The organism is Pseudonocardia sp. GCM10023141, assembly GCF_042653605.1.
In genome coordinates, this window is record NZ_JBHSIR010000068.1 from 279,695 (window position 1) to 292,077 (window position 12,383).

Here is a 12,383-nt window from a genome sequence, read left to right on the forward strand (position 1 = left end):
CGATGCACCGTGCATCGGTTCGCACCGGGGACAAATCGGGCGCCCGGGGGGTTATCCCCACCACCGGCCGGTGACCAGCGGGATGGTGAGGGGGCCGCAGCCCTTCCTAGCCTGAGACGATGGTCCTCATGACGTCGGAGCAGCGCGCCCCGTTACCGCGGCTCGACCCGCTGCACGCCCTGCGCTCGCCCACCACCTGGCTCGCCGCCGCGCACCTGCTCTCCGACGCCGTCTTCGGTTTGCTCTACACGTTCGCCCTGCTCCTCGGGCTCGTCTTCACCCTGATCGGCCTGCCGCTCGCGCTGGTCGGGATCCCGATCTGGATCACCACGGCATGGGTCAGCGCAGTGCTGGCCCGGATGGAGCGCTGGCGCTTCCGGGTGCTGCTCGGCGTCGACCTGCCGACCTGGCCGTTGCCCAGCGGCAACCGTCACCTCCTGCGCTACGGCGGCGTGCTGATGCGCGACTCGGGGGTGCGCCGCCGGGCGGTGCACCAGGTGCTGGCGTTCCCGCTCGGCATGCTGACCACGATCCTCACCTACCTCATGATCGCCGGTGGGGCCGCGCTGCTGATCTCGCCGCTGACCGTCACGTGGTTCGGCTCCGAGGACACCATGCTGTTCGGCATCGGGCTCACCGCCTCCCCGTGGGGCCGCACGGTCGCCGCGAGCGTCGGGCTGATCATGCTGCTGCTGGTGCCCGCCGTGATCCGCGGGCTGGCCGCCGTCGACGTCGCCGTGGCGCGCACGATCTTCGGCACCGAGTCGCACGCGCTCGCCCAGCGCGTCGACGAGCTGACGCGCAGCCGGGCCCGGGTCGTCGACGCCGGGGAGGCCGAGCGGCGCCGGATCGAGCGCGACCTGCACGACGGCACGCAGCAGCAGCTGGTGTCGCTCGGGATGACGATCGGCCGGGCGAAGGCCCGCTACCGCCACGACCCGATGGGCATCGGCGACCTGCTCGACGACGCCCACCAGCAGGCCAAGGACGCGGTGATCGACCTGCGCGGCGTGATCCGGGGTCTGCACCCTCCCGTGCTCACCGACCGCGGCCTCGACGCCGCGCTCTCGGCGATCGCGGCCCGGTGCTCGGTACCCGTGGACCTGACCGTCGAGCTGCCGGAACGCCCGCCCGCCGTCATCGAGGCGATCGGCTACTTCGTGGTGGCCGAGGGGCTCACCAACGTCACCAAGCACGCGCATGCCGCGGCAGCCACCGTCACCGTGCGCCGGGAGGGCGACGGGCCGGTGTGGATCACGATCCTCGACAACGGGGTCGGTGGTGCCGACCCGGACCGCGGCAGCGGGCTGCGCGGGCTCGCCGATCGGGTGTCCGGTGTGGACGGGCAGCTGCGGGTGGACTCGCCCGTCGGCGGGCCGACCGTGCTCGCCGTCGAGCTGCCGTGCAACGGGGTATCGGCGAACGGGGTGTCCGCGTGAGCGCGCCCGCCCTGCCCCGGGTTCCCGCACTGCCCCGCGTCACCGTCGCCGAGGACTCGGTGCTGCTGCGCGAGGGCCTGTGCCGGCTGCTCACCGAGGCCGGCTTCGACGTCATCGCGGCCGTCGGCGACGGGGAGCAGTTGCTGCGCGCCGTCACGGCGGAGCAGCCCGACGTCGTGGTCGCCGACGTCCGCATGCCCCCGACCCACTCCGACGAGGGACTCCGCGCGGCACTGGTGATCCGCTCGCGGTGGCCGGAGATCGGTGTGCTCGTGCTCTCGCAGTACGTGGAGGAGCGCTACGCCACCGATCTGCTGGCCGGCAACACCGCCGGCGTCGGCTACCTGCTCAAGGACCGCGTGGCCGACGTCGACAGCTTCGTGGAGGCGCTGCATCGCGTCCGGGCGGGCGGCACCGCGCTGGATCCGGAGGTGGTCTCGCAGCTGCTCACCCGGTCGCGGCAGTCGGCGCCCCTCGCGGTGCTCACCCCGCGCGAGCGCGAGGTGCTCGCGCTCATGGCCGAGGGCCGCTCCAACGCCGGGATCGCCGAGTCACTGGTGGTCGGCGAGGGCGCCGTGGAGAAGCACATCAGCGGCATCTTCGGGAAGCTGCAGTTGCCCGCCGCCGACGGCGGCCATCGCCGGGTCCTCGCCGTCCTGCGGTACCTGGAGAGCTGAGCGATGACCACGACGACCGAGACCCCCACCCCGACCCGGACCCGACGCCCCCGCACCGTGCTGGGGCTCGCCATCGCCTTCGTGCTGCTCGTGTTCGTCGGCGGCACGATCAACGTCACGATCCAGATGACGCGCTCGTCGCTGCAGCAGACCTCGACGATCACGCCGCAGGCCGACCGGCTCACCGTCAACGGCGCCGACGCGGACGTCACGCTCGCGCCGAGTCCCGACGGCAACGTGCACGTGGTCACGTCGGTGACCTACGGCGGCAGTCGGCCCGCCCTCCGCGAGGAGTCGACGGCGGCGGGCGGGGTGGTGCTGGAACCGTCCTGCACCGACACCGACATGGTGGCCTGCGAGATCGGCTACCACATCACCGTGCCGGCAGGCCTCGCCGTGACCGTGCAGGTCAGGCGCGGCAGCGTGTACGCCGGCGATCTCACCGGGCCCGTCACCGTCTCCCAGGAGTCCGGCGCGGTGGAGCTGCACAAGCTGACCGGGCGACTCGACCTCACCACCGCCGACGGCTACATCCACGGCGACCGGCTGCGCAGCCGGGACGTCACCGCCAGGGCCACCGGGTGGGGCGGCATCAGCCTCGACATGGTGGCGCCGCCGAAGACGCTCACCACCAGCTCCGGCAACGGCAGCACCACCATCGTGGTGCCGAACAACGTCCCGTACCGGGTGGGCGGCACCTCCGGCACCGGCAACCGGTCGGTCGGGGTGGTGCAGTTCCCCTCTGCCGACAACACCATCACCGCCGACTCGGGCCGCGGCGACGTCCGCGTGCGGGGCCAGGAAGTGCGTCCGGGGTTCTCCGACGACACGGACCCCTACCTGCCGGAGGTGCCGATCGCCCCGGTCGAGCCGGTCGCCCCGGTGCCGCCCGGCTGACCCGCCCAGCTCAGCGTCACGGTGGTGCGCGGCCGGAAGAGCCCGTCCAGCGCCGCGTCGACCTCGCCCGCGCGGCTCGCCGGCAGGCACAGCCGCCGCGCCACCCACACCGGGTCCTGCCGGGGCTGATCGGGCCGTTCCCAGCGCGTGACCGACGGCGCGATCCCCATCCCGGCGAGCACCGCGACAGCGTCGTCGGCGGTGGCCGACGGCGGCCGCACCAGCCCGTGGAACCGCTCCCACAGCGGGTCGAGCCAGGCCATCGGGTGCTGACCCAGCACCTCCACCACCACCCCGCGGCCGGCGGCGGCGGTGAGCGCGCGCAGGAACGGCGGCAGGTCCACCACGTTGTGCAGCACGTGGTGGGAGACCACGACATCGGCCGAGCCGACCTCGGGCGCGACGTCGGGCCACGGGCCCACCACCGTGCGGAACGCGATGCCGCGCCGGCGCGCGCCGGCGGCGAACACGTCGAGCATGTCCTGCTGCTTGTCGGTGCCCGTCAGGTGCGTGGCGCGCTCGGCCAGCGCGAACGCGGCGTCGCCACCCCCGCAGCCGACGTCGAGCACGGTGCCCCCGCTGCCCAGCGCTGCGAGCCCGGCCCGCCGGGAGGGGGTATCGGCAGCGACGGCAGGTGCCTGGAACGCCGCCGCGTCGAACCCCCACGGGCTGGACTCGGCCTGCGCGAGGATCTCCGGCGGGATCCCGCGCCCCTCCTGAAGCTCCGCCCAGCGGGCTGCCGCGTCCATGGGGGCCACCCTACGAGCGAACCTTCCGCGGGTGGAGGCACGGCGGCTCAGGGACGCATCCGCCTGCGCAGCCGCTCCCGCAGCGTCGACGGCGTGGCCTCGGCCGCCTCGGCCGGGTTGAGCGCGGCGTCGATGCCGCCCGCCGCCGCCCGGATCGCCTGGTGGAGCCCGATGAACGCGCCCGCCAGCGGGCCGTCGCCGGTGAGCGAGCCACCCGCCTGCTCGACGAGCCTGCGCAGCATCGCGACCGTCTCGGGGTCGGTGGTGACGATCCGGACACCCTGCTCGTCGGCCTCCCACCGCAGTGCGGCCGCCGCGGCCTGCTCGGGCGTGATGTCGGAGCTCTGTGCGAGGTCGAGCTCGTCGACCTTCGCCACGACGGCATCGGTGGTGACGCCGAGCCCGGCGAGCGCCTTGCCTGCCATGCTGTCCTCCAGCTTCGTGAACGCCTCGAGCAGGTGGTGGGTGCCCACCGGGGCACCCGCGGCGAGCTGCTCCCCCAGCGCCAGCGCCTGCTCGGCGGCCGGGGTGCGCGCGGGACCCGCCGTGCTCGTCGGACGGTCGGCGACGGCCAGCACCGCCTCGCGGATCTCGTCGACCGTCCTGTCCCCGCTCAGCAGGACCTGGGCGCCGACGCCGTCGCCCTCCCGGAGGATGCCGAGCAGCAGGTGCTCGGGGCCGATGTGGTTGACGCCGAGCCGGATCGCCTCGCGCAGCGACAGCTCGAGCACCTTCTTCGCCCGCGGCGTGAACGGGATGTGGCCCTTCAGCGCCTTGGTGCCCTGGCCGATGATGCGCTCGACGTCGGCCACCAGCTGCTCGCGGGTGAAGCCGAGCGAGCGCAGCGCGCGGACGGCCGGGACATCGCCCGGCAGCGCGAGGAACCCGAGCAGCAGGTGCTCGGTGCCGGTGTAGTTGTGGTTGCGGTTACGTGCTTCCTCCTGCGCCAGCACGACGACCTGACGTGCCTCGCCCGTGAATCTCTCGAACATGCAACCATGGTCGCAACCCTGTCAATACACTGCTATTAATAAGGTCTGCCGTCTTCTGACAGGGGGAGCGATGGACACCGAATGGGACGCCCGGCTCAAGGCGTGGCAAGACGAGCTCGACCTGCTGGCCAGCGTCGACGGCACCACCTGGGTCTCCCTCACCGACGCCGAGCAGCGGGCAGGCGTCTCGCGCTCAGCACTGCGCTCCTGGTACCGCAACGGCGAGATCGCCTCCCGACTGGTGGACGGGCCGCATGGCCCACAACGGCTGGTGCCGCTCGAGGCCGTGCTCGAACGCGCCGAGCGCTCGGCGCGGATCCGGAAACGGGTGGAGCAGGAGATCAGCCTGGAGGCGCAGGTGGCGCTGCTGCGTAGCCAGGTCGACCGGCTGGAGATCCGGCTGGCGGCGTTGGAGGGGAGGGCGTGACGGGTGATTCCGCCATCTCGACACGGCGATGGGGGTCCGCAGCGGGGCGATGGTGCAGGTCCGGACGCGAGTTGGGACAGAACGCACCGCGAGTTGGGACGGATCGACCCGCGAGTTGGGATCGAACGACCCGCGAGTTGGGACGGACGGGCCCGCGAGTTGGGACGAACGGGCCCGCGAGTTGGGACGAACGGGCCCGCGAGTTGGGATGGACGGTCGTTTCGGGTCGCGTTGGGTGGCGTGCCCAGGCTTGTCCCGGCTTGTCCACCTGCGCACGACCAACCCGATTGAGTCAACCTTCGCCACTGTCAGACACCGGACGAAGATCACCCGCGGACCCGGCTCACGCGCGGCGGGACTGGCAATGGCATTCAAGCTCATCGAGGCCGCCCGGGGTCGCTGGCGCGGCGTGAACGGCCCACACCTGGTCGCGCTGGTCCGCGCCGGCGCCACGTTCGTCGACGGCAAGCTCGTCGAACGACCCGACGACCACCACCAACCAGAAGCAGCCTAAAGATCTTCATCCACAGGTCTTGACGATCGCGCAGGTCCGGTAGGTCACCAAGACAGCCGCCATCGATCCGGACCTCGGCCTCCGCAGTCCATGTGACGCGCCGTGATCGACCGGCCACATCGCCCGCCAGCACAGCCGCGGCGCCAACGCTGGCGGTTCCGGCGACTGCTTGCAGGACCGGCACCACCGGTGCGGGGTTCTCCTTACCCGCCGCCGACCACGGCGACCGTCACCTCCACCGCGATCGGCGCGCGATCGGTGCGGGGGTGTACGGATCGGGCCTTCCAGTGGGCGAACCGCCCGTCGGCTCGACGTACTGATCGGATCCGTCGGCATTCACCCCGGCGCCACGAGCGTGTGCACGTTGACCACCTGGCCGCCCTCACGACATTCAGCACCAGCGCGTCCGCGGCGACGAAGGCGTACGGGCCTTGATCGAGCGGGCGGTACCGGAATTCCTCGACCTGCTGTCGACGGCAGCTGAAAACTGAACAGGGCTTGGCATCTGAAAGTTGTGAAGAAGACGGGGCGGTGTGGCCCGACGCCCTCGCGCGCAGCTGGCGCTCCGCGTGGCGGCCGGAGCAATCTGTCCCGCCGAGCACCTCGCGCGTGCGCGGACCGCGAGTGCCCTGCGGGTTCCCCGGCCACGGACGCGACCCCCCGGGGCTCTTTGACCGGCGGGCGCACCATCGACCGCCGCCCGCCCGAGGTCAGAGACCGCGACTGCGACGTGCTCGGCATCGCCCCCCGATCCGCGACGCCGCCGGCCAGGTCACGGCAGCGTGATCGTCGCGGCCGTGGCCTCTCGGGTCGCCCGCCGGGTCGCATCCGCCTGCAGCTGTGCCGCGCCGCGGCAAGGATCAGCGAGCTCCTGGCACAGGTAGCCGATTGACCCAGCTCTGCCCGCGCGCCACCCCGGTTGTACTGCGGAGCCGTTACAACGGCAAAGCCCCTGTCAGATTGCACGCAAGACCTGACCCGTCGGCGAGGCCGCCTCCGTCAGGAAAGGACAGATCCCGACACGCAGTGGCCGTCGTCGCCGATCGTCATGGCTACCAGGGATCGCTCGACGACCGGCGCATCGAGCCCGAGTGCGACGAGGACCTTCTGGTAGTTCCAGGAGCTCACCTCGAGGGTGAGCTGCACGAGCTGCTCGCTGCTGAAATGCCGGGCGAGTTCGGCGACTAGCGCGTCGTCGATGGCCAGCGGATCGGTCATGTGGGCCTCCGCGTAACGGAGGGCCGCCTTCTGCGCGGCGGGGATGGCTGCCGTGGCGTGGTCCGCGAGCACGGGCTCCAGCTCGGGCGGAACGACCCGCGCCCCGTCCTCCACCAGCCGCATGGAGCTGCAGATCCCGCACTGGTGGTAGGAGCCGCAGCGCAGGCGCACCAGCTCGCGGGTGAACGAGCCCAGCGGGTTCGTCGTCAAGATCGTGTCGTGCCACACCATGTTGGAGCGGGCCGGTCGCGGCAGCCGCCCGTCGGGCGGGGCGCCCGCCGCGCGCTGCGCCGCCGCTTCCGGGCTGCTCAGATGCAGTGCACGGTGCGCAATCCGCAGCCGCGTGGTCTGGTCGATGACGTAGAGGGCGTCGACGAGGTCTCGCAGGCCGGTCTTCGTGTACCGGGCCCGCAGCGGGTCGAGGAGCTCGTCGTCGATGTCGGGCACGTAGTCGACGAACTGGTCCACGAGCGCCAGTTCGGCCTCGAACCCGGCGGTCGCCGCGGCGGCGCCGGGGGCGCGTCCGAGCAGCGCGTTCATCCGCGCCGCCACCGCGTCGAGCAGTGCGGGATCCACGACCTGCTGCACTGCTGCCCAGCTGCGAGTGAGTGCGTCGAACGCGTGCGGGGCAACGCGTTCGATCGCGTCGAGGCCGACGCCGGGACCGGGCCGGAACTGCGGGATGACCGTCATTCGGGGTGTGCTCCTCGTGATCTCTCTGGCGCGGTCGGGCTACGTGGTGCGCCGCGTGACCGGGGCAGCGCCCCAGCCGGTGTGGCACGGGCCGCGCGTCCCGGCGGTGTCCGCAACGGCCTCATCGGCCGCGGCGTGGAAGTGCCCGAACGAGCCGCGGAAGTACAGCAGCGGGTGCCCGTGCCGACCGCCCACGGCCAGGACCCGCGCGATGACGACGTAGTGGTCGCCGGCGTCGGTGACGGTCTCGACGACGCAGGACAGGTGGGCGAGCGCGCCGTCGAGCTGCGGACCGCAGGGGCCCGGCGTCCACGCCACCCCGGCGAACTTGTCCGCAGCCGCGCGGCCGAAGCGCACGGCAAGGTCATCCTGCTCCGCGGAGAGCACGCTCACCGCCACCCGGCCCACCGCGGCGACCTGCTCCCACGTGGCCGAGCCCCGGCGGACCGAGATCGCGACGAGCGGTGGATCGAGCGAGACGGAGAAGAACGACTGGCAGGTGAAGCCGACCGGGCCGGCCGCCGTGTCGGCGGCGACGAGGACCAGGCCGCTGGCGAACCGGCCGAGCACATCGCGGAAGGTCTCCGGGCCGACCGCCGGCGCGTCGTCCAGCACCGCGGTCATGACTCGCCCCCGAATGCCTTGACCGGTTCGCTCGCCGCGGCGCGCCCGGCAATGTAGCCGAAGGTGAGCGCGACGCCGAGCGTGGCCCCGGCCGACCAGTACGCCTGCCCGGCGGGTGAGGCGATGCAGTTGCCCGCGCCGTAGAGCCCGCTGATCGGCTGGCCGCGGACGTCGAGGACACGGGCCCGGTCGTCGATGCGCGGACCGCCCTTGGTGTCGAGCATGCCGGGGCCGAGGATGATCGCGTGGTACGACCCCGTGGCCGCGAACGGGTGCATGGTCGGATTCGCCATGTCCGCCCGGCGCGGCGGGCCGTTCCACGCCTGCTGGATCGGCGTGCCGCCGCGGCCGAAGTCCTCGTCGACGCCGGACTCGGCGAAGGCGTCGAACCGCGCGATCGTCGCCCGCAGCTGCTCGGCGAAGCCGTCGGCGAGCCGGACACCGCCCGTGCGGTCGACCAGCTGGGCCAGTCGCGCGTCGAGCGCGGCGGCCAGGTCGTCGATCGTGTCGCCGGAGACGACGTAGCCCACCGACTCCCCCGGCAGGGGCACCGGCACCCGGTACGGGAAGTCGAAGTCGCTCTGCGCGACGGCGTCGTCGTACACCTGGAACAGCAGCAGGTTCGCGTACTCGCGGTGCGTCGCGTCCCACGCGAAGTGCACCTGCGACCGCTCGTTGTAGACCATCTTCTCGTTGACGACGCGCTTCCCGAAGCGGTTGACCAGCACCATGCTGTCGCCGAAGGGCATGAACACGTCCCGCACGGTCGACGGGTGGGCGAACACCATCTCGAGCGGGGTCTGCGACCACCAGGCGTTGCTCATGTTGCCCAGCTGCGCGCCGACCTCACCGGCGATCGTGACGAAGTCCCCGGTCGCCGACTCAGCGGCGCAGCCACCGAAGACGGGGCCGCGGAGGAACTGGCGCCGCATGTCCGGGTTGTGCGCGAACCCGCCGGAGGCGAACACCACCGCCTTGCGCGCCCGCGCCAGCACGGTGCGGGTGCGGTGGTGCAGTTCGAGGCCGAGGACGACCGGACCGTCGGTGCCTTCGGCGTCGTCGGTGTCGTCGGAGCCGGCGTCGGTGATCAGCCGGACGGCCTCGTGCTCGGTGCGGATCTCGATCCCGAGCAGCCGGGCCTGGCGCTCGAACTCCGCGATCATGAACTCGCCCCGCGTGCTGCCGTCGGCGACGCCGCGACCGGCGATGATGTCGTTCTGCGAGACCCAGCCGTCCGGGAAGACGTGACGCCCGTAGGGGAGGGTGTCCTCGGGCAGGTCGGCGCAGTAGTCGGGCATCGTCATGTCGAGGTCGGGCTTGAACGCACCGCAGTCGGCCATCGCCTGCAGCGCCGGCCCGGCGTTGTCGAAGAACGCGGCCAGCAGGTCGTGCTCCAGCCGGGTCAGGCCCAGCAGCTCGTCGTCCGGCACGTAGGACTGCGGGTAGGAGAGCCGGGCCATCAGGCGCAGCGCTTGGTCCCGGTCGTCGACCAACCCGCGATCGCGCAGCAGATGGTTACCGGGCAGCCAGAAGTACGCCCCGGACTTCGCGGTGGTGCCGCCGAGGTACCCGGCCTTCTCCACGATGAGGACCGACGCGCCCGCCTGCCGGGCGGCGAACGCGGCAGCGAAGCCCGCCGCGCCGGAGCCGACGACCACGACGTCGGCCCCGACATCCCAGATGTCGTCGTCGCTCATGGCCGGTCCGTCAGCTCGGTACACCGGCTGCGACGGCGCGCTGCGGCGCGGCGTCGGGGGCGGGTGGCGGGGCCTGGACGGGCCGGTGTCCCCACAGGCTCGGCGCGGTGATCTCGTGCACCGACCAGGTGCTGGAGTCGACCTGCTGCGCGCCGAACCCGATCTCGACGTTCGTGCCGTCCGGGGCAGCCACGTAGAAGGAGGCCATCAGGTCGTTCGTGTGGCGGCCGAGGGTCTCGCGGATCTGCACGCCGTTGTCCAGACAGCGGTCGATGGTCGCGCCGACGTCGTCGAGGCTCGTCATCTCCACCATGAAGTGCCGCAGGATGCCCGGCTCCCGGAACTCCACCAGCGCGACGCTGTGGTGGCGCGGGTTGCAGCCGTAGAACTGCACCCTCCGCGGCGGGGAGCCGATGGGGCTGCCCAGCGTGGCCGTGTTGCGCAGCTGGAAGCCCAGCACGTCGCGGTAGAACGCGGCCGAGGCGGCCATGTCGGCGGTGGTGAGCACGACGTGCCCGAACCCCAGCGCGCCGGCGACGAAGCCGTCGACGTACGGGGTGACCAGCCGTGTGTGGTCGGTGATCGGCGCGCAGTAGAACTCGATCGGCACCCCCGCCGGGTCGGTGCACCGGACGAACTCGCCGACGCGGCGCTCCGCGCACTCGGCGTCGGTGCCGCACGACCACGGGACCTCGCAGCGGTCGAGCATGACGGTGATCTCGTCGAGGGTGGCCGAGTCGTTGACGTGGAAGCCCAGCGCGTCGATGCCCGGCTCCGCGCGCGGCACGACCGCCAGCCGGTAGGGCTCGTCGTCCATGCGGAAGTACTGGCTGCCATCCGGGTCCGTCCGGGCGTGCATCGTGCCCAGCGTCTGCGTCGCGAACGTCGCCCACGCCGAGACGTCTGGGCTGCGCCAGCGCAGGTAACCGAGTGACCGTACGAGCACGGGATCCGCCCTTCCACCGAGGATGTGCCGAGCACGCTAGGCGCGGCCGGGAGGGCCGCCAACCGCGTCGTCCCACTCACCGGGCTGGCCCTCGCCCGGCCGTCGCGGCGGGTTCGGCCGCGTCCCGACGATCGACACAGCGACGTCCCAGTGGCCGGGATGACGGCCATGGTCCGCCTCCGCACCGCGGTTATGGTCCTGACCCCGAATGGGCCCCCGGGCATTCGCGCACCGGCAATCCGACCGGTCATCGAAAGCACCGACATCTGTGAGCGATCACGAGGAGAGCGATGATGACGAGAGCATTTCGGATCGCCACGGCCGCGATAGCCGCGGCGCTTGTCCTTTCCGGTGCCGCCGCGTGCAGTTCGAGCGCGTCCGGCGCATCGGACGAGATCGTGATCGGTGCGATCGGCAGCTACAGCGGCCGCACCGCAGCGACGATCGGCCCGGCCCGCGTGGCCATCGAGGCGTGGGCGGAATCGGTGAACGCCGAAGGCGGGATCAACGGGAAGCGCATCAAGCTCCTGGTCGAGGACGACGCCGGAAACGCGACCCAGGCGCTGGCGAAGGTCAAGAAGCTCGTCGAGCGCGACCGCGTCACCGCGATCGTCTCCGACAACAGCGTGGCGAGTCCCGCGTGGTCGCAGTACGTCGAGCAGCAGCAGATCCCGGTTATCGGCGGGATCGCATCGACTCCGCCGTTCTCCCAGTCCCCGATGTTCTTCCCCACCGGTGCCAGCTACGTCGCGCTGACCTACGTCGAGCTCGAGGTCGCGAAGTCGGCCTTCGGGCCCAAGGTCGCCACCTACGTCTGCGCCGAGAGCCCCACCTGCACTGCGCTGAGCCAGATGCAGAACGAGTTCGTTGGTGACCTCGGCGTCGACCTGGTCATCAACCAGGCGGCGTCGTCCACCGCGCCCAGCTACGTGCCCCAGTGTCAGGCGGCCAAGGACGCTGGCGCCGACGCGATGATCATCAAGGTGCCGGTGCGGCCGGTGATCGAGCAGTGCCGCACGCTCGGCATGCAGACCGGGTTCATCTCCGGTGGCGGCAACATCACTCCCGATGTGCTGGCCAGCGGCGCCTCGCAGGGGCTGCGCAACGTCGACGACCACTACCCGCTGTTCATCGACGCGATCGCCGAGCGCACGGAGGCCGGACGTGCTTTCCAGGAATTCGTAGCGAAGTACGCCCCGGATTTCCGCGGAAAGGTGACGCCATACTTCTCGGCCGCGTACATCCACGGAAAGCTCTTCGAGGCCGCGGTCAAGGCTGCCCCGGCCGGCGAGGTCACCTCGGCGTCCATCCTCGACGGCCTTTACGCGTTGCCCGCGGACTTCACCCTGGACGGTCTGACCCCGCCGCTCAACTTCCGTAAGGGCGAGCCGCACCCGATCAACTGCGCATTCCTGGACGAGATCCGCGACGGCCGGTGGGTGCCCAGCGACCGCCTGCAGGTGTGCGCGCCGAAGGCGCTCATCACGCGTCTCGCCACGGCGAAATAGGC

At 71.9% G+C, this 12,383-nt stretch carries 11 protein-coding genes and 2 pseudogenes; 6 read left to right on the plus strand and 7 right to left on the minus strand.

The features are described from left to right. The first annotated feature begins 119 nt into the window (after positions 1-119). Genes ACFPFQ_RS40700 through ACFPFQ_RS40710 form a run of 3 tightly spaced genes read left to right on the plus strand, consistent with a single transcriptional unit; the run spans position 120 to position 3,013 of the window. Positions 120-1,439, plus strand: coding sequence for a sensor histidine kinase (locus tag ACFPFQ_RS40700; RefSeq protein ID WP_379628599.1), 1,320 nt, complete (start codon positions 120-122; stop codon positions 1,437-1,439). Further along, on the plus strand, positions 1,436-2,116 hold the full coding sequence (locus ACFPFQ_RS40705; RefSeq protein ID WP_379628600.1) for a response regulator: 681 nt from the start codon (positions 1,436-1,438) through the stop codon (positions 2,114-2,116). Before ACFPFQ_RS40700 ends, ACFPFQ_RS40705 begins: the two co-directional genes overlap by 4 nt. A gap of 3 nt (positions 2,117-2,119) precedes the next feature. After that, complete coding sequence (locus tag ACFPFQ_RS40710; RefSeq protein ID WP_379628601.1) at positions 2,120-3,013, plus strand: hypothetical protein; 894 nt, start codon at positions 2,120-2,122, stop codon at positions 3,011-3,013. Here the strand turns inward: ACFPFQ_RS40710 and ACFPFQ_RS40715 are convergent. Together ACFPFQ_RS40715 and ACFPFQ_RS40720 are read right to left on the minus strand one after the other, a co-directional pair. Continuing rightward, on the minus strand, positions 2,953-3,762 hold the full coding sequence (locus ACFPFQ_RS40715; RefSeq protein WP_379628602.1) for a class I SAM-dependent methyltransferase: 810 nt from the start codon (positions 3,760-3,762) through the stop codon (positions 2,953-2,955). The two genes, ACFPFQ_RS40710 and ACFPFQ_RS40715, sit on opposite strands and share 61 nt — an antisense overlap. A gap of 47 nt (positions 3,763-3,809) precedes the next feature. Then, on the minus strand, positions 3,810-4,754 hold the full coding sequence (locus ACFPFQ_RS40720) for a Clp protease N-terminal domain-containing protein (RefSeq protein ID WP_379628603.1): 945 nt from the start codon (positions 4,752-4,754) through the stop codon (positions 3,810-3,812). 70 nt (positions 4,755-4,824) lie between these two features. On the opposite strand from ACFPFQ_RS40720, the gene ACFPFQ_RS40725 reads away from it, so the two are divergent. Both ACFPFQ_RS40725 and ACFPFQ_RS40730 read left to right on the plus strand, forming a co-directional pair. Next, entirely contained in the window at positions 4,825-5,181 is a 357-nt protein-coding gene (locus ACFPFQ_RS40725) for an excisionase (RefSeq protein ID WP_379628604.1), read from the plus strand. Positions 5,182-5,443: 262 nt separating this feature from the next. Further along, positions 5,444-5,695: pseudogene (locus ACFPFQ_RS40730) on the plus strand (IS256 family transposase); the annotation flags it as partial. Positions 5,696-6,020: 325 nt separating this feature from the next. Here the strand turns inward: ACFPFQ_RS40730 and ACFPFQ_RS40735 are convergent. The 5 genes and pseudogenes from ACFPFQ_RS40735 to ACFPFQ_RS40755 all read right to left on the minus strand — a co-directional run. Continuing rightward, positions 6,021-6,162 (minus strand): annotated as a pseudogene (locus ACFPFQ_RS40735) (transposase); the annotation flags it as partial. Positions 6,163-6,694: 532 nt separating this feature from the next. After that, the gene (locus tag ACFPFQ_RS40740; protein ID WP_379628605.1) at positions 6,695-7,606 is read right to left on the minus strand and encodes a hypothetical protein; all 912 of its coding nucleotides are present in this window, start codon (positions 7,604-7,606) and stop codon (positions 6,695-6,697) included. A 39-nt stretch (positions 7,607-7,645) separates the two neighbouring features. After that, on the minus strand, positions 7,646-8,230 hold the full coding sequence (locus ACFPFQ_RS40745; protein ID WP_379628606.1) for a flavin reductase family protein: 585 nt from the start codon (positions 8,228-8,230) through the stop codon (positions 7,646-7,648). Beyond that, the gene (locus tag ACFPFQ_RS40750) at positions 8,227-9,927 is read right to left on the minus strand and encodes an FAD-dependent oxidoreductase (RefSeq protein ID WP_379628607.1); all 1,701 of its coding nucleotides are present in this window, start codon (positions 9,925-9,927) and stop codon (positions 8,227-8,229) included. Before ACFPFQ_RS40750 ends, ACFPFQ_RS40745 begins: the two co-directional genes overlap by 4 nt. 10 nt (positions 9,928-9,937) lie before the next feature. After that, positions 9,938-10,873 carry a VOC family protein gene (locus tag ACFPFQ_RS40755; RefSeq protein ID WP_379628608.1) on the minus strand — a complete coding sequence of 312 codons (936 nt, stop codon included), beginning with the start codon at positions 10,871-10,873 and terminating at the stop codon, positions 9,938-9,940. Positions 10,874-11,166: 293 nt separating this feature from the next. Between ACFPFQ_RS40755 and ACFPFQ_RS40760 the strand changes: the two genes are divergently transcribed. Further along, positions 11,167-12,381, plus strand: a complete 1,215-nt coding sequence (locus tag ACFPFQ_RS40760; protein ID WP_379628609.1) for an ABC transporter substrate-binding protein — start codon at positions 11,167-11,169, stop codon at positions 12,379-12,381. Positions 12,382-12,383 lie beyond the last annotated feature (2 nt).